The organism is Mucilaginibacter pankratovii (genome assembly GCF_014773265.1).
Taxonomy (GTDB): domain Bacteria; phylum Bacteroidota; class Bacteroidia; order Sphingobacteriales; family Sphingobacteriaceae; genus Mucilaginibacter; species Mucilaginibacter pankratovii.
Window position 1 is genome coordinate 21,647 of sequence record NZ_JACWMY010000008.1, and the last position, 15,684, is coordinate 37,330.

Genomic DNA, 15,684 nt, shown 5'->3' on the forward strand with positions numbered 1-15,684 from the left:
AGACTTAATTGCAGCTAAGGCAAAAAAAATGCATATTTGGGGTTTAGTTTAATTACACATATATAACAAACAAAATGAAAGTCGCAGTAGTAGGTGCCACCGGGCTGGTAGGCACTAAAATGTTGCAGATCCTTGAGGAGCGCAACTTCCCCGTTACAGAATTATTCCCCGTAGCTTCCGCAAAAAGTATTGGTAAAGAAATTACTTTTAAGGGTAAGCAGTATAAGGTGGTTTCTGTTGAGGATGCGATAAAGCAAAGGCCCGATGTTGCCCTGTTTAGTGCAGGTGGCAGTGCTTCCTTAGAGCAGGCCCCGATGTTTGCCGAGGTTGGTACCACTGTTATCGATAACTCATCGGCCTGGCGCATGGACCCAAGCAAAAAGTTAATTGTGCCCGAAGTAAATGCTGATGTGCTAACCGCCGATGACAAGATCATCGCTAACCCAAATTGCTCAACCATACAAATGGTAATGGCTTTAAAGCCCCTGCACGATAAATATAAAATTAAACGCGTGGTGGTTTCTACCTACCAATCGGTAACGGGTACCGGCGTAAAAGCGGTTGACCAATTATTTAACGAGCGTAAAGGTATCGACGGACCAAAAGCATACCCATACACCATCGATTTGAACGTTATCCCGCAGATTGACGTTTTCACCGAGAACGGCTACACCAAAGAAGAAATGAAAATGGTGAAGGAAACGGTGAAGATAATGGGCGACGATAGCATTAAAGTTACCGCTACCACTGTGCGTATCCCGGTAATGGGCGGCCACTCGGAGTCGGTTAACATCGAATTTCTGAATGATTTTGATGTAGAAGAAGTAAAAGAACTTCTTGCAAAATCGCCGGGCATTGTGGTAACGGATGATATTGCTAACCTTAAATACCCGATGCCATTAGATGCACACGATAAGGACGAAGTTTTTGTTGGCCGCATCCGCCGCGATGAAACCCAGCCGAACACGTTAAACTGCTGGATAGTATCTGATAACCTGCGCAAGGGCGCTGCAACCAATGCCGTGCAAATTGCCGAGTATTTGGTGGCTAAGCATTTGATAGGGCAGGCTGTGGAGGCGTAGTTTAGACATTAGAGGCCGGAGATTAAAGGTTAGTTTCCGAATTTTAAATAAATATTTGAATAGGGATAGTCGGGAGATTATCCCTATTTTTATTAAAAAAGCGTGAGTTAAGCGAAGTGTAATATGGCAGATTTAGAAAAGTTGGCAAATGTTTTAGGAGCAGAAACTATCAAGAGAATATATGAGGATGGCTTTTCAGGTTCTGTGCAAGAAGCAGGCAAGATGCTGACCGATTTAATGAAGTCGCTAAGACTTTTTACTTTGCCTTTGCAATTATCAGCCAGTTATCAAGACAGAATAACAAAATATCTTGATAAAGCTCGCCTTGCCGTTCCCGAAAAAAATCAAATTCAGGCTCCTGCTTCTTTAAGCGGACCAATAATTGAAAGATTTAAGTATTTAGAGGAAAGCAATTATCTAACAAGTTTGTATATTAATCTTCTATCGCGCTCTATCGATAAAGAAAGGGTGAACGAAGCACATCCCGCATTCTTCCACATTATTGATCAACTATCCCCAGACGAAGCATATTCGCTTTTTAAGTTAAAGGGGGGGAAGGTTAAAGTTGCTACTCACAGCGATTTAGATCACCAAGAAAATAAGTTTATAAACTATCGAATCATTTCATCAGAATTTTCACTTAGTGAATTGACTTTCCCTGAAAATTTTCAGATGTACTTTGCGCACCTTGAAAGCTTAAATTTAATTAAATGGCCTATTCTTCATACAGAATTCCCAAGAAATGAGTTAAATATCCAAACAGGAATAATCGAACATGGTGAGATTGAGCTTACAACTTTTGGAAAATTATTTGTAAAGGCCTGTATACCGGAGACAGGATTTATTTTCTTCAAAGATAAACGCTAACGATTATGCCGATACCACCTATTGATTTTATTGTAAATAATGGATATACAGCAAGGGCTATTGATTATTCAATTTTTACCCAAGCCAATACCCTTGAAGAATTAGAACTTAATATTGCCGAGGCTATAACATGTCATTTTGATGGGCCTATTTTTCCCAAATTTAAGTTGATATTTGCTTAATCTATGATCTCCTTCGCCCACCGTGTTTTTATGGAAGTTGCTGCCAACCTTAGTTTCAGCAAGGCGGCGCAGGTGCTGTTTATTACACAGCCGGCCATCAGCAAGCACGTAAAGGCTTTGGAAGATCAGTATAAATTACCGCTGTTCGAACGTAAAGGCAACACCATTTTACTCACCGAAGCCGGTATCAAACTAAACGATTACCTTAAACAAGCTTCGGAAATTGAGCGCAAGGTAGAATACGACCTTTCTATCCTCAGCAACGCGGCCAATGCAGCCGGGCATTTAAGGCTGGGGGCGAGTACCACTATAGCGCTATATATTTTACCTTATATCCTCTCTGGTTTTCAGCGCGAATATGCTAATGTGGGTGTGCAGCTGGTTAACCGCAACTCGGAATATATTCTAAACGCCCTGCTTAATCACGAGGTTGATCTGGGTATCATCGAGGCAGACAGCAAGCTCACCACAGTTACCTACACCCATTTTATGAGCGACGAGGTGATCCCGGTTTGCTCGGCTAAAAGCCCGTTGGCGGGGAAATCGCTTAGCTTAAAACAATTTGTAAAAACGCCGCTCGCCCTGCGCGAACGTGGCTCGGGTACGCTTACGGCTTTGCTTAAAGCTATCGCTGTACTCAATATCAAACCTGCCGACCTATCCGTTAAGATCCGCCTTGGCGGTACCGAAGCGCTAAAGAATTTCCTGCTGGCCGATCAATGCCTCGGCTTTATGCCCCGGCCATCTATAATACGCCAATTGGCGGAAGGTGACCTGGTAGAAGTACCCATCGAAGGCTTAAAAATAACGCGTGACTTTTATTTTATCCGCCGCAAAGGCACAGAGGATAACGGGTTAACGGGCAATTTTATCAATTATGCGGTAAAGCATATAGCCGGTTAATACCATGTCTTCAAAAAAAGCCATCATTATAGGTGCAGGTATTGCCGGTATTGCAACAGCTATCCGTTTGGCAGTAAAGGGTTATGTGGTAGAAGTATTTGAAGCCAACAGCTACCCCGGTGGCAAACTGTCGGAAATTGAGCAAAATGGTTATCGTTTCGATGCGGGTCCAAGCCTGCTCACCATGCCGCAATATATTGATGAGTTGTTTACCCTTGCCGGTAAAAACCCTGCCGACTACTTCCAATATCAAAAGCTGAACACGGTTTGCAATTATTTTTACGAGGATGGCACCCGAATAAAGGCTTATGCCGACACCCAACAATTTGCGCAGGAAATTAACCGCGCCACGGGCGAGCCTGCCGCCAATGTGATCAAATACCTGGCAAGCAGTGCCGATATCTATAACATCACCAACCATGTTTTTTTAGAGCGTTCATTGCACCGCCTGCAAACCTTTTTAAGGTGGGACACCGTCCGTTCGATATTTAAACTGCCGCAGATAGATGCTTTCCGCACCATGCACAAAGCCAACGAAACTTATTTTAAAGATAAGCGCGTGGTGCAGTTTTTCGACAGATATGCTACGTACAATGGCTCCAACCCATATGAAGCGCCCGCCACGCTGAATGTGATCCCCCATCTCGAACATCATTTCGGCGCGTATTTTCCTGATGGCGGGATGTACAGCATTACCCAATCACTGGTAAAACTGGCGGAAGAATTGGGCGTGAAATTCCGCTACAATGCTAAAGTGGATGAGATCGTCGTCATTAATAAAATAGCAAAAGGCATCAGGGTACAAGGCGAAAATATCGTGGGCGATATTGTGGTATCCAACATGGATATCTGGTTTACCTATAAAAACCTGCTGCAAAAACATCAGCAATTGCACCCGCAAAAAACGCTTAACCAGCAACGCAGCAGCTCTGCGCTGATATTTTATTGGGGGATAAAAAAGACGTTCCCGGAACTTGACCTCCACAACATCTTCTTCAGTGCCGATTATAAAGCCGAATTCAGCCATATCTGGCAGCAACAGCAGATCTACCACGACCCAACTGTTTACGTCAATATCAGCTCCAAATTAAAACCTGATGATGCACCGGATGGCAGCGAGAATTGGTTTGTGATGATAAACGTACCAGCCAATAACGGGCAGGATTGGGAAAGATTGATTGCCGGTGCCCGGCAAAATATCCTACGAAAGCTGAGCAAAGTTTTAGGGGAAGACATTAGCTTGCTGATTGCATGCGAAAGCATTTTAGACCCGCGCAGTATCGAAACAAAAACATCATCCTACAAAGGTTCTATTTACGGCACCAGTTCTAACAGCCAGTTTGCTGCATTTCTAAGACATGCAAATCAATCCTCGAAAGTAAAAGGGTTGCATTTTTGCGGAGGAAGCGTGCACCCTAGCGGCGGGATTCCGCTTTGTTTGTTATCGGCGAAGATAACTGCGGAGATAATATAAAACCCATAATAACCGCCGTGTCATTGCGAGGAGCGGCGTGGGGCTGCGTAATGGGGCGACGTGGCAACCTCATAGGACAAGCATCGGTACTTTGCAAGGTGGCTAAACGTCCTATGAGGTTGCCGCGCTTCGCTCGCAATGACATACTTTTAAGTTACTATTGTCTCTACCCTTCCAGCACCATCTTTTCCAGCGCATCTATCCATTTTGGCTCGGCGTTTAAGCTTTCTACCAGCTGCACATGTTCGCCGCCGAGGGCTTTAAACTCATCGCCGTATTCGGTGGTGACTTCGTAAACAGTTTCCAGGCAGTCGGATACAAAGGCGGGGCAAAATACCAGCAGACGTTTTTTGCCTTGCTCGGCCATTTGTTTGATCACCTCGCTGGTGTAGGGCTGTACCCATGGGTCGCTGCCGAGGCGGCTTTGAAAACACACGGTATACTTATCTTTTGGCAGATCCATTTTGGCGGCTATGAGTCGCGCGGTATCATAAGATTGTGCCGAGTAGCAAAATTTATTGGTATCGTTTAATGTGTTGCAGCAGCCATCCACCTTCAGGCAATAGCTGTTGGTATGATCGCATTTTTTTAGCTGGCGCTGCGGCAGGCCATGAAAGCTGAACAAAACATGGTCATAAGTTTCGGGCTGATGTTTGGCTGCATTATCAGCAAAGGTCTCGATCATGAGTTCGTTATCATGAAACGAATTGATGAAGGTAATATCAGGCACGGTTTGCCATTCTTTTACAATACTCATCACCTTCTCGTGCACCGAACCCGTACTTGCCGACGCATATTGCGGGAAGAGCGCGATCACCTGGATCTCGCTCACCAGGGCCTCCTTCAATTTCTGCAGGGCAGATTCGATAGAAGGGCTCTGATAACGCATAGCCAGCTCCACCATATAACCATCGCCAAGGCGCTGCTGCAGGGCTTTTTGCTGTAAAATGCTATAGTGTTTTAGGGGCGAACCAGTCTCGTTGTTCCAGATGGCCTGGTAAAGCTTCGCGGATTTTGGTGCCCTGAAGGGTACGATAATGGCTTTCACCAAAAATGTACGCAATGCAGCGTTCACATCTATCACCCGTGGGTCCATCAAAAATTCATCGAGGTATTTGCGTACATCCGCTGTTGACGGACTATCTGGTGTACCAAGATTTACAAGTAAGATTCCCTTTTTCGCCATAATTTATAGTTGCGCAAAATTAAGATAATTTAAACCCCCGTGGCAGTGCAGAAGGTACAAATTACAAATATATGATGAGTATCATATTTAGCCCCCTCCGCCCCCTGAAGAGGTGTTAACCAAAGCCTCACCCTGCCCTCTACAAAGGAGGGGGTTCTTTTTTTCTTCATTACGCTAATCAAAAGCTCCCCCTTCAGGAGGCCGGGGGGCCTGCCACAACTTCCACCAAGGCAGCCATGGCGCATCATGATGCTCGTAATGGTATCCAAAAAAGTAACAGCTAAAAAAAGCCAGGAAATGGTTACGCTGCAAGCTGCGCGACTGGTGCTTATTATCATGCTCACCCTTATGCGGCAGGTAGGTTCCAAAGTAAAACAGCTGTAAAGTGCTCAACAACGATGGCACCACCCAAAACAAAATGAGATTTGGCTGCGGCACCCACATTTTAAATACGTTGAACAGGATGGCCATCACTACAATTTGCCAGATGGACAAGTAATTACGAATGAACTGCACATACCAGGCAAAAAAATTACCGTTATGATAATCGGGGTCCTCATGGGTATGCACGTGGCTGTGGTGCTTGTGGTGCTTAGTATAGAGCTGCGGGTACCAAAACGAAGCGTATAAAAAGGTGCAGATATAACCCACCAAATTATTCAGTTTTGGGTTTGGCGCAACCGTGCCGTGCATGGCATCGTGCGCGGTAATGAACAACCCGGTATACAGGTGCATCTGCACCAAGATAAACAGGTACAGGAACGGATTAGCAAAGTTCACCTGCCATTGCATCAACAGCAATGTAGATGTAACCCAGCTGCCAATGACTAACAGGGCAACAAATAAACCGGTATAAGATGGATTTTTTTGCACGTTTGTTTATACAGCAAATAGCGTGCTGTTAATATCTTTCCAGTTCGGCTTTTACCATTTGCATCAGCCACATAGGGCTGGATGTGGCCCCGGCAATGCCAACCTTATCGCCGGCGGCAAACATGTTTTTATCCAGTTCGCTCACGCTGGATATAAAGTAAGTATTTGGGTTATGCTTGCGGCAAACCTCGTAAAGCACCTTGCCATTGCTCGATTTTTTGCCTGATACAAACACAATTTTATCAAAATTGGCCACAAAAGCGGGCAGATCCTTATCGCGGTTACTTACCTGGCGACAAATGGTATCGTTCGCCTTTACTTCGTAACCGCGGCTCAGCAGTTCATCCTTCACATGGTAAAATTTCTCCATGCTTTTGGTGGTTTGGCTGTATAGGGTAAAGTTGGCAGGGAGGTCGGCATTATCCAACTCGCTGATGTCCTGAAAAACCAACGCGTTGCCATTGGTTTGCCCTTCAAGGCCCACTACTTCGGCATGGCCGTGCTTACCAAATATCAGTATCTTCTCGTTATTATCGTACGATGTTTTAATGCGGTTCTGCAGTTTTAGCACCACCGGGCAGCTGGCATCTATCAGCGTGATATTATTTTCTAAGGCAATTTTATAGGTCTCCGGCGCCTCGCCATGGGCACGGATCAGCACTTTTTCGTCGTGCAGGCCCACAAGGTCGGCATGTTCTATAATGCGCAGGCCCAGGGCTTTCAGGCGGTCAACCTCTTCGTCGTTGTGTACAATATCGCCCAGGCAATACAAATAGCCATCCTCGGCCAGTATTTCCTCGGCCATATCAATGGCATACACCACCCCGAAGCAAAAGCCGGAGTCCTGATCGATAGTAACCTGAAGTTGATAATCACCCATTTGCCTGCAAATTTACGGTATTTATTTTAAGTTAGAAAGGTTGGGAAAAGTTAGAGGTTAGAGGTTAGAGGTTAGAGGTTAGAGGTTAGAGGTTAGAGGTTAGAGGTTAGAGGTTAGAGGTTAGAGGTTAGAGGTTAATGCAGAATAAGGCCCCTTGTTTTAAAATTCTGTTAATTATTAAAATTCGTTTAATTCGAGTTCAGACAATTGATTATAGCGCCTCCGCTATTCAGCGGACCGGGCTTTGCAGGGCTGCGCTTCGCTCCGGCCCTTCGGGCTAAACCCTTACAATCCCTGGCGCATTTTTCTGAACCATAATTTAGTAGGATTTTAGGATTTCTTGAATTTTAATCAGGGTAATCCTCGAATCCTCCTCATCAAGGTTCAGACAATTCGCAAGCTAACTCAACAACCCCACGATATTCAGAAGCCCAAAAAACACAAACTCGGTTGCCAGCAATACCGGCGCGGCTATACTTTGTTTCTTAAACCCAAACTTCTCGAACACGAAAAGCATAGTTGCGCTTACCAAAAACCAGCAATAGTAATTTTTAAAAGGGATGATGTTATCCGCCCAGTGCCAGTAATCAAACCGGATGGCAACGGGTTCTATGAGCAGGTCGAGCAGTACTAAAAGCAGCGCGCCAACTATTACCCTCGGGAAGATGCTCTTGAGCCGGCTCCGTTGCATGGTAACGCCGGCCGCGTATATCAGCAGGAACCAGTTGATACCGATGGTTAGGGGGATGTCGAATATTTTAAGTCCAAGGGTTTTGCCGTAAGCGTAGTTGCCAAACAGCCAATTTTTGTGTACCCCAATCCATTCCAAAACAATCCCGGAGATAAAAAGGAGCGCTATAAAAGCCGCGAATTTGTTATCAAAGTTTTTATGTGCCAGTACAATCACCAGCAGCATCAGTAACAGGTGCCAGGGGACAATTTGTAAAAACAGCTGTCGCGTAGCGGGTATCATCAACCCCACCAGCCCAACAAAATGGAACAGAATAATGACTATGTTGGCCGTGCGCGGGGTTATACTGAGATCTTTCGGCCTTTCCATACGGTGGTTTTGGTGAGGTGTTTTTGTATTGATGTAATGCCGATAATTAACAGGCTAAGCATTTGTACCGGATGTAAAAATACATTTATCCAGGCGTTTTGCCCGGCAGCAAGTGATATCATAATACGGCCAAGCACAATTAAGCCAACCATAATAAAAATGAGGTTAAGGTTCATGGTCATCACAATGATGGCAGGCCCTCCAATAATAAGCAACAGGTAAACTAAAAAGCCGATGATGTTGTAATTAAACGCAGCCAAAAAATTCTTACCGAAACCGTTTATCGCCTCGTTATATCCTTTATACATGCGGCAGCTGATCATCCCATTAGCTAACAAGGCCTCGCCATTCAGCTTGGCGGCCTTTACCAGCTTCATAATCTCCACATCTTCTACCACCCTGTTTTTTGCCAGCTGGTGCCATTGGTATTTTTTGTAATCGGCGGCATCAAACAACATAAATTGCCCGCTGGCTGCCGACAAAGCCGCGCTTTTTACCAGGTAGACTAATCGTAAGGGCAAAAGGTTTAACAGAATGTAATGCATTAGCGGCACCACCATCTCCTCGCCAACACTCAGCATGGTTTGGTTGGTGAACAGGCTAAGCAACGATAGACGGCGCAATTTCATCCGGTGAACAGCGCTGTTGATAAGCCCTTTCTGCACTTGCTCATCGGCATCTAAAAACAAATAGTAATCGCCGGTGGCCTGTTGCGCCAGTTGGTGGCAGGCGTAGTTTTTTCCGAGCCAGTCTGTCGGCAGGGCTTCGCCTTTTATCACTTTAAAGCGGGGATGCCTGGCGGCAAAATCAAGGCACACTTTATAGGTTTCATCGGTGGAGTTGTCGTCCAGTATCAGCACTTCGTAGTTATCGTAATCCTGCAGATGGAGGGACGTAAGCAGGGGCAAAATATTCTCCGCTTCGTTACGGGCCGGGATAAGGATGGATACCCTATCGGCATAGTGCTTACCTATGCGCGGCAATTTGGGGTTCGACAAAAAATTGAACAGGGTTACCGTAAAGCGCAGGATCAAAAAAATAAAAACGATGAGCAGGGCTATGATCACTTTATCTCAATTTCGGTTTGTTGCAATTTGCTGGCATCGTAGTGTTGCTGATAGGTGCTTTGTAATTCATCAATGGTTTTATCAGAGTAGGTCTCCCTTTCGGTTTTTAAATAAACGGTTACCGATGGCTTTTTGTGCTTAAGATACTGAATAAAAGTTGCGGCGAACAAGATCTGGAATTTCCCTTCGGCCTTTTTCATGATCTTTAACAACCCCTGTTCAAAATGCACGCGGTTTACAAAGTTGGAATAAAGCTTCCCCTGCGGAAACATCAGCAGCAGGTTGCCGGGCTGGTTCAATAATTCCGCAGCGTAGTTTAAAGATTCCAGCATATCACGGGAGTTTTTACTTACCGAGAACGCCCCGGCGTAACGCAGCATCCCTTCGCGCTTTGCGGTATCCTCCAATATCATTACATGGAATTTTTTATGCAGCAGCTTATCGTTTAAAACATACAGAATTAGCCCATCCCAAAAACTGAAGTGGTTAGCTACCAACAATACAGACTTATCACTATCCAACCCCACCTCGTTATACAAAAATTGATGAAAAGTTTTGCCCACCAGCCACTTTACGTAGGTGTCGAACATCCATTTCATCAAGCGGTTGTTTTTGGGATAGATCATATTTAATGCGCTACGTTTACCTGGTTTTTTAAAGCCTGCCTGTGAAAAGTGTTTATCTTTTCCGTCAGTTCATCAAAACTCAGCTCGCCTGCCACGCCCAGGTCCAGCAGGTGAAAATATACCGACGGCTTAAGGCTCTCAAAATATTCTACCAGGGCGCAGTTATAAATGATATGGCAGGGGCCTTTTATGTTTTTGATAAGGCGCTCGATACCTTTCTCTACTTTAATTTCGGTGGTATGGTTGGATATCAGTTCGCCCTGCGGGAAAACGATCACCATATTCTCCGGATCGTTTAAAATATCCGCCGCGTGCTGTAAGGATTTGATCATCTCGCGCGAGCTGCGGCTGATGGAAAATGCCCCGCAATGGTTTAGCCACATGCGCGCCTGCAGGTGGTCTTCCTGCATCATGATGTACGATTTGCGCCCGAGGTGCCAGTAGGCCAGGTAATTGGCCCAAAGCCCGTCCCACCAGCCAAAGTGATTACAAAGCAGCAGTACCGAGTGCCCTGGTTTGGGCGTAATTTTATTCACCACCTCCAGCTTATTAAAAGCCTTGCGCATACGGTGATACATGTATTTGGCAAATACATCGGCCAGGAACTTTTTGCGGCGGGCTGCTATCATCGGGGTAAATTTACTAAATACTCGTCCAATTCTTTTACTACCAGCCAGTGGCCTAAGGCCACTTCGTGTACATCCGGGTTATCCAAACTATTTACAAAAGGCATCGCGGCCGATTTGGGGAACAGGTTATCGCTTTTACCAAATATCAGCCGGCATTTGATATGATGTTGGTTAATGAGCTGCGCAATTTTTACAGTATCGGGTTTTAGCAAACGGATGAGGTTTAGGGTATAATACACATCCAGCCGTTTTTGTTCGGTATCGATTTCATTATAGGCGATATTGAAGAGGCTCTCATCAATAAAACCGACTTTTTTTAGGCTCTTCATTAGTCCCGGTGCCAGCCATTTACTTTTAGTAACGGTTTTAAAAAACCGGCGGCCAACAGGTTGATGCGTTAAAAAATGGAAGCCTTTGTAAACCGAAAGCCCATCGGGCGCCATCAGGATAACTTCGTCTATCAGGTCGGCATATTCTTCTAACAATATCAGCGCGATATTGGCACCGATGGAGTACCCCATTACGGAAAATCGCTGCCTGCCATGCGCCTTAAACCATTCTTCCACATAAGCTTTTACCATGGCTTTGGGCATACCGGCTACAATTTGGGCCTCGCTCCAGCCTTCAACTTTGCTTTCACCATGAAAAAAATGATCGAAGCCGTAAACGTGGTATTCCTTCAGGATGGAGTTTTGCAGCACATGAAATTGCCTGCCCGTCATCCCGTACCCGTGGAAGGCAAGCAGGGGTTTACTGCCGCTGCCATATTCGTGATAATGTGCCTTGCCCAGTCCGGCGATGTCCAAAAAACCCATGGCGGCAATATTAAGAAATTTGCAGGGTTTATTTGGAGAGCGATAAATACGTATTGAATAATTACTTAAATGGTTTAACTTTACCTAAACCAACATGAAAAACCTTAAATTTTATTACGGGCGAGATTTTACTTTATCAAACTACGCCTCGGTGCTATTGTGTTCAATATCGATCCCCAATATGCTTATCCGCGACATGAAAAAACCAGGAATACACACGGTAGCTATATATTTCGATATTGCCTTTCTCGCTTTTTTTTTATTTTTCATAAGCTACACGTTTATTAATACTTACGTAAAAAATAGAGCAAAGAAAGTAGCGCTCGAACTAACCGAAAATGAGATCGTTGACGTTGGCGGTAACCGAAATATCCTTTGGAGTGAAGTTTACAATCTGGTTTTGGAAAAAGGGAAGATTAAAGTAATTTTCAAAGACGAAAAGAGAGAATCCTTAACCTTCAGCATGCGCAAAATAAAAGGTGATGCTTTCGACAATTACAACATCATGTACGATTACATGGAAGCGTTGGAAAAGCTTCGCGATAAAGAAGACGCAATTAATGCTTTGCCTTTATATACTTCACAATCGCCTCTGTAGCCCCCACATGTTCCTCCACATATTTTTTTGATGTCCTTGCCGTGCGGTAACGGAATATCTCATCATCCATCAAACTCCCGGCAGTAGTTAATAATTCCGCTTCGGTACTAATGCTGAAGGCGGCATTCAATTCAATCAGGTCCTTCGCTTCCTTAAATTTATCATACTTAGGCCCAAATATCACCGGCATACCAAAGGCCGCGGCCTCCAGCGTATTGTGGATGCCCGCGCCAAACCCACCGCCAATGTAAGCGATATCGGCGTATTGATACAGGGACGAAAGCATCCCGATGTTATCCACGATGAGGGTAGTGAGTGGTGAGTGGTGAGTACTGAGTTGAGAATACTTTACAGTAGAGTCCTTTGGCAATATGTTTACCAGGTTGCTTATCTTCTCCCCGCCAATCTCGTGCGGGGCGAAGATGAATTTCCAATCGGGGTGTTTGTCGATCAGCGTAGCTAACAATTTTTCATCAGCGGACCAGGTGCTGCCTGCTATAAAGAGCTTGTGGTCGCCTTTAAAAGCGGCAATCTCAGGCAATTCCCGTGGCTGCTGCGCGTTGGCCCATACCCTGTCAAACCGGGTATCGCCGCTGATGGTGATGTTTGATTTACCCAAACCCTGCAACAAATGTTTACTATCCGCATCCTGCACAAAAAACCAGGTAACCAGTTTCAGCATGTTGCGATGCAAGCCCCCGTACCATTTAAAAAAAACCTGCCCGGGCCTGAAGATGCCCGAGATAATATAAAGAGGCACATGCTGCTTATGCAGCTCGTTAAAATAATGATACCAGTACTCGTACTTGGTAAAAATGACCATCGCCGGTTTTATGGTGCTGATAAATTTGGCCGCGTTTTGAGCCGTATCCAGCGGCAAATAGTAAACGGCGTTAGCAAGCGGCGTATTTTTACGCACCTCGTAACCCGAGGGCGAAAAAAAGGTGATAACGATAGGTTTATCCGGGTAAAGCAGCTTCATTTGCTCTAAAACCGGCCTGCCCTGCTCAAATTCGCCCAGCGAAGCGAAGTGAAACCAGATGCTGGAAGCTAAGGGTTCAACCGTATTGTTTTTTTGCCCGGCAAGCCATAACCCGGCTTTTTTATTAAAAACAGCTACAATATGCGCCAGGCAGTAATATATAATGATGGCAATGTTGTATAGTTGAACCATTTTTAAATTTGTAATTATTATCTTCGTCGGCAGTAAAAGTAATAACTTATATCACAAGTATCGTGCTATATTACCTGCGCAAGGCTGGTATCCTCTATAATTGGCTTCGGTTTTTAAATATTCAATAATTAAATAAAATAAATTAATGGCAACGCGTAAACGTATTTTAATAACCGGTGCTGCCGGATTTTTAGGCTCGCATCTTTGCGACAGGTTTATAAAAGAAGATTTTCATGTTATTGCAATGGACAACCTGATAACAGGCGACCTGCGCAACATCGAACACCTCTTTAAATTAGAGAATTTCGAATTCTACAATCACGATGTTTCTACATTTGTGTATGTATCCGGCGAATTGGATTACATCCTGCATTTTGCTTCGCCGGCAAGCCCTATCGATTATTTAAAAATACCTATCCAAACCTTAAAAGTTGGTTCGTTGGGTACGCATAATCTGCTGGGCCTTGCTAAACACAAAAACGCCAGGATGCTTATCGCCTCCACTTCAGAAATTTATGGCGACCCAAGCGTTAACCCGCAACCCGAAGAATATTGGGGTAATGTAAACACGGTTGGCCCGCGTGGTGTTTACGACGAAGCCAAACGCTTCCAGGAATCTATCACCATGGCTTACCACACTTTCCATGGTTTAGAAACCCGCATCGTGCGCATCTTTAATACCTACGGGCCGCGTATGCGCCTAAACGACGGACGCGTACTACCTGCTTTCATAGGCCAGGCTATCCGCGGCGAAGACCTTACCGTTTTTGGTGATGGCTCGCAAACACGTTCGTTTTGCTATGTAGATGATCTGATTGAAGGTATTTACCGTTTACTGTTTAGCGATTACGCACTGCCTATGAATATTGGTAACCCAAGCGAGATCACCATTAAAGAATTTGGCGAAGAGATCATCAAGCTTACCGGTACTTCGCAAAAAATGGTTTATAAAGACCTGCCTACAGACGACCCTAAACAACGCCGCCCGGATATCACCAAAGCAAGGGCCATTTTAGGCTGGGAGCCAAAGGTATCGCGCGAGGAAGGCCTTAAAATAACTTACGATTATTTTAAATCGCTACCGCAGGATGTGATTGAAAAAGTAGAACATAAGGATTTTACAACCTACAATAAATAATTTTGTTAAGCCTTGCGAATATCTTTGCAAGGCTTAACTTTATCCAAAAGTGTTATAAATGAAAATATTAGTTACAGGAGGTTTAGGTTTTATTGGCTCGCATACCGTAGTTGAATTAGTAAACGCAGGCTACGAGCCGGTAATTATCGATGATCTCTCTAACTCCAGCATCAAAATATTAGATCAGCTTGCAAAAATAATAGGCTACAAACCAAAATTTTACAAGCTGGACCTTTGCGATGAAGAAGCTGTAAACAACTTTGCCCGCCAGGAGCCCGAAATTGGTGGCATTATCCATTTTGCCGCCTTTAAGGCCGTTGGCGAATCGGTAAAGCTTCCGCTTAAATATTACCGCAACAATTTTTTCTCGTTAATAAACATCCTTAACGCTTACGAAGGCAAAGCACTAAACTTTGTGTTCTCATCCAGCTGTACCGTTTACGGCCAGCCCGATAATCTCCCCGTAACCGAGGACGCTCCGGTAAAAGCAGCGCAATCGCCTTATGGTAATACCAAGCAAATTGCAGAGGAAATATTGAAAGATGTTATCGCCGCGGGCAGTACCTATAAAATTATCTCGCTGAGATATTTTAACCCGGTTGGCGCACACGAATCGGCCTTAATTGGCGAGTTGCCTATTGGCGTACCGCAAAACCTGGTGCCTTTTATTACGCAAACAGCCATTGGCAAGCGCGAAAAACTTACCGTATTCGGCGATCAGTACAACACACGCGATGGCAGCAACGTTCGCGATTATATACACGTTGTAGACCTTGGCAAGGCACACGTAGCAGCCCTTAAACTGGCCGAAAAGGCAAGCTTTAAAGGATTTGATGTGTTTAACATCGGCACGGGCACCGGCACCTCGGTATTAGAGGTAATCAAAGCCTTTGAAGAAACAACCGGCGTTAAACTCAACTACCAGATAGGCCCCGCACGCGCAGGCGATGTGGAGCAGGTTTGGGGCGATGTTACAAAATCTACCAACGAGCTCAATTGGAAAACCGGGCTGGGCATCAACGAAATGATGTCATCTGCATGGAATTGGGAAAACTATTTGGCCAAAAATCCATTATAGCACATACAATTAAGCTAATGCCGGTAATTGCCACGTTATGGCTACGGCTTTA

General features: G+C 44.8%; 17 protein-coding genes. 8 read left to right on the forward strand and 9 right to left on the reverse strand.

The window, feature by feature from the left end; genetic code table 11:
* The first annotated feature begins 74 nt into the window (after positions 1 to 74).
* The 5 genes from IDJ77_RS15795 to crtD all read left to right on the forward strand — a co-directional run bounded on the left by IDJ77_RS15795 (position 75) and on the right by crtD (position 4,508).
* Positions 75 to 1,082: an aspartate-semialdehyde dehydrogenase gene (locus IDJ77_RS15795; protein ID WP_191189941.1), complete on the forward strand. Its 1,008-nt coding sequence runs from the start codon at positions 75 to 77 to the stop codon at positions 1,080 to 1,082.
* 123 nt (positions 1,083 to 1,205) lie between these two features.
* Entirely contained in the window at positions 1,206 to 1,949 is a 744-nt protein-coding gene (locus IDJ77_RS15800) for an Abi-alpha family protein (protein ID WP_191189942.1), read from the forward strand.
* A gap of 5 nt (positions 1,950 to 1,954) precedes the next feature.
* On the forward strand, positions 1,955 to 2,131 hold the full coding sequence (locus IDJ77_RS15805; RefSeq protein ID WP_191189943.1) for a 2-oxoisovalerate dehydrogenase: 177 nt from the start codon (positions 1,955 to 1,957) through the stop codon (positions 2,129 to 2,131).
* A 3-nt stretch (positions 2,132 to 2,134) separates the two neighbouring features.
* Entirely contained in the window at positions 2,135 to 3,034 is a 900-nt protein-coding gene (locus IDJ77_RS15810; RefSeq protein WP_191189944.1) for a LysR family transcriptional regulator, read from the forward strand.
* 4 nt (positions 3,035 to 3,038) lie between these two features.
* Positions 3,039 to 4,508: a 1-hydroxycarotenoid 3,4-desaturase CrtD gene (gene crtD, locus IDJ77_RS15815; RefSeq protein WP_191189945.1), complete on the forward strand. Its 1,470-nt coding sequence runs from the start codon at positions 3,039 to 3,041 to the stop codon at positions 4,506 to 4,508.
* A 166-nt stretch (positions 4,509 to 4,674) separates the two neighbouring features.
* On the opposite strand, the gene hemH is transcribed toward crtD, so the two are convergent.
* From hemH to IDJ77_RS15855, 8 genes are all read right to left on the reverse strand, one after another.
* Positions 4,675 to 5,694 (reverse strand): ferrochelatase, encoded by a 1,020-nt coding sequence (gene hemH, locus IDJ77_RS15820; RefSeq protein ID WP_191189946.1) that lies wholly within the window; start codon positions 5,692 to 5,694, stop codon positions 4,675 to 4,677.
* A 174-nt stretch (positions 5,695 to 5,868) separates the two neighbouring features.
* On the reverse strand, positions 5,869 to 6,567 hold the full coding sequence (locus IDJ77_RS15825; protein ID WP_317174349.1) for a fatty acid desaturase: 699 nt from the start codon (positions 6,565 to 6,567) through the stop codon (positions 5,869 to 5,871).
* A gap of 28 nt (positions 6,568 to 6,595) precedes the next feature.
* Positions 6,596 to 7,447, reverse strand: coding sequence for a 4-hydroxy-3-methylbut-2-enyl diphosphate reductase (locus IDJ77_RS15830; RefSeq protein WP_191189947.1), 852 nt, complete (start codon positions 7,445 to 7,447; stop codon positions 6,596 to 6,598).
* A 400-nt stretch (positions 7,448 to 7,847) separates the two neighbouring features.
* Positions 7,848 to 8,507: a carotenoid biosynthesis protein gene (locus tag IDJ77_RS15835; RefSeq protein ID WP_191189948.1), complete on the reverse strand. Its 660-nt coding sequence runs from the start codon at positions 8,505 to 8,507 to the stop codon at positions 7,848 to 7,850.
* Entirely contained in the window at positions 8,480 to 9,574 is a 1,095-nt protein-coding gene (locus IDJ77_RS15840) for a glycosyltransferase (protein ID WP_191189949.1), read from the reverse strand. The genes IDJ77_RS15835 and IDJ77_RS15840 overlap by 28 nt, the downstream gene beginning before the upstream one ends.
* The gene (locus IDJ77_RS15845; RefSeq protein ID WP_191189950.1) at positions 9,571 to 10,200 is read right to left on the reverse strand and encodes a lysophospholipid acyltransferase family protein; all 630 of its coding nucleotides are present in this window, start codon (positions 10,198 to 10,200) and stop codon (positions 9,571 to 9,573) included. Before IDJ77_RS15845 ends, IDJ77_RS15840 begins: the two co-directional genes overlap by 4 nt.
* Before the next feature lie 2 nt (positions 10,201 to 10,202).
* Positions 10,203 to 10,829, reverse strand: a complete 627-nt coding sequence (locus IDJ77_RS15850) for a lysophospholipid acyltransferase family protein (protein ID WP_191189951.1) — start codon at positions 10,827 to 10,829, stop codon at positions 10,203 to 10,205.
* Positions 10,826 to 11,644, reverse strand: coding sequence for an alpha/beta fold hydrolase (locus tag IDJ77_RS15855; RefSeq protein WP_191189952.1), 819 nt, complete (start codon positions 11,642 to 11,644; stop codon positions 10,826 to 10,828). The genes IDJ77_RS15850 and IDJ77_RS15855 overlap by 4 nt, the downstream gene beginning before the upstream one ends.
* 94 nt (positions 11,645 to 11,738) lie before the next feature.
* Between IDJ77_RS15855 and IDJ77_RS15860 the strand changes: the two genes are divergently transcribed.
* Entirely contained in the window at positions 11,739 to 12,242 is a 504-nt protein-coding gene (locus tag IDJ77_RS15860) for a hypothetical protein (RefSeq protein ID WP_191189953.1), read from the forward strand.
* Here the strand turns inward: IDJ77_RS15860 and IDJ77_RS15865 are convergent.
* On the reverse strand, positions 12,202 to 13,416 hold the full coding sequence (locus IDJ77_RS15865) for a 3-deoxy-D-manno-octulosonic acid transferase (protein WP_191189954.1): 1,215 nt from the start codon (positions 13,414 to 13,416) through the stop codon (positions 12,202 to 12,204). The genes IDJ77_RS15860 and IDJ77_RS15865 overlap by 41 nt on opposite strands.
* A 145-nt stretch (positions 13,417 to 13,561) precedes the next feature.
* Here IDJ77_RS15865 and IDJ77_RS15870 point away from each other — a divergent pair, with 145 nt between their 5' ends.
* Positions 13,562 to 14,554 (forward strand): UDP-glucuronic acid decarboxylase family protein, encoded by a 993-nt coding sequence (locus IDJ77_RS15870; RefSeq protein ID WP_191189955.1) that lies wholly within the window; start codon positions 13,562 to 13,564, stop codon positions 14,552 to 14,554.
* Positions 14,555 to 14,612: 58 nt separating this feature from the next.
* A complete protein-coding gene (gene galE / locus IDJ77_RS15875) occupies positions 14,613 to 15,632 on the forward strand; it encodes a UDP-glucose 4-epimerase GalE (RefSeq protein ID WP_191189956.1) in 1,020 nt (339 codons plus the stop codon).
* Positions 15,633 to 15,684: the final 52 nt, after the last annotated feature.

Coding starts and splice junctions, on each gene's coding strand:
- IDJ77_RS15795 (WP_191189941.1), top strand. CDS start 75: ATGAAAGTCGCAGTAGTAGGTGCCACCGGGCTGGTAGGCACTAAAATG.
- IDJ77_RS15800 (WP_191189942.1), top strand. CDS start 1,206: ATGGCAGATTTAGAAAAGTTGGCAAATGTTTTAGGAGCAGAAACTATC.
- IDJ77_RS15805 (WP_191189943.1), top strand. CDS start 1,955: ATGCCGATACCACCTATTGATTTTATTGTAAATAATGGATATACAGCA.
- IDJ77_RS15810 (WP_191189944.1), top strand. CDS start 2,135: ATGATCTCCTTCGCCCACCGTGTTTTTATGGAAGTTGCTGCCAACCTT.
- crtD (WP_191189945.1), top strand. CDS start 3,039: ATGTCTTCAAAAAAAGCCATCATTATAGGTGCAGGTATTGCCGGTATT.
- hemH (WP_191189946.1), bottom strand. CDS start 5,694: ATGGCGAAAAAGGGAATCTTACTTGTAAATCTTGGTACACCAGATAGT.
- IDJ77_RS15830 (WP_191189947.1), bottom strand. CDS start 7,447: ATGGGTGATTATCAACTTCAGGTTACTATCGATCAGGACTCCGGCTTT.
- IDJ77_RS15835 (WP_191189948.1), bottom strand. CDS start 8,507: ATGGAAAGGCCGAAAGATCTCAGTATAACCCCGCGCACGGCCAACATA.
- IDJ77_RS15845 (WP_191189950.1), bottom strand. CDS start 10,200: ATGATCTATCCCAAAAACAACCGCTTGATGAAATGGATGTTCGACACC.
- IDJ77_RS15850 (WP_191189951.1), bottom strand. CDS start 10,829: ATGATAGCAGCCCGCCGCAAAAAGTTCCTGGCCGATGTATTTGCCAAA.
- IDJ77_RS15855 (WP_191189952.1), bottom strand. CDS start 11,644: ATGGGTTTTTTGGACATCGCCGGACTGGGCAAGGCACATTATCACGAA.
- IDJ77_RS15860 (WP_191189953.1), top strand. CDS start 11,739: ATGAAAAACCTTAAATTTTATTACGGGCGAGATTTTACTTTATCAAAC.
- IDJ77_RS15865 (WP_191189954.1), bottom strand. CDS start 13,416: ATGGTTCAACTATACAACATTGCCATCATTATATATTACTGCCTGGCG.
- IDJ77_RS15870 (WP_191189955.1), top strand. CDS start 13,562: ATGGCAACGCGTAAACGTATTTTAATAACCGGTGCTGCCGGATTTTTA.
- galE (WP_191189956.1), top strand. CDS start 14,613: ATGAAAATATTAGTTACAGGAGGTTTAGGTTTTATTGGCTCGCATACC.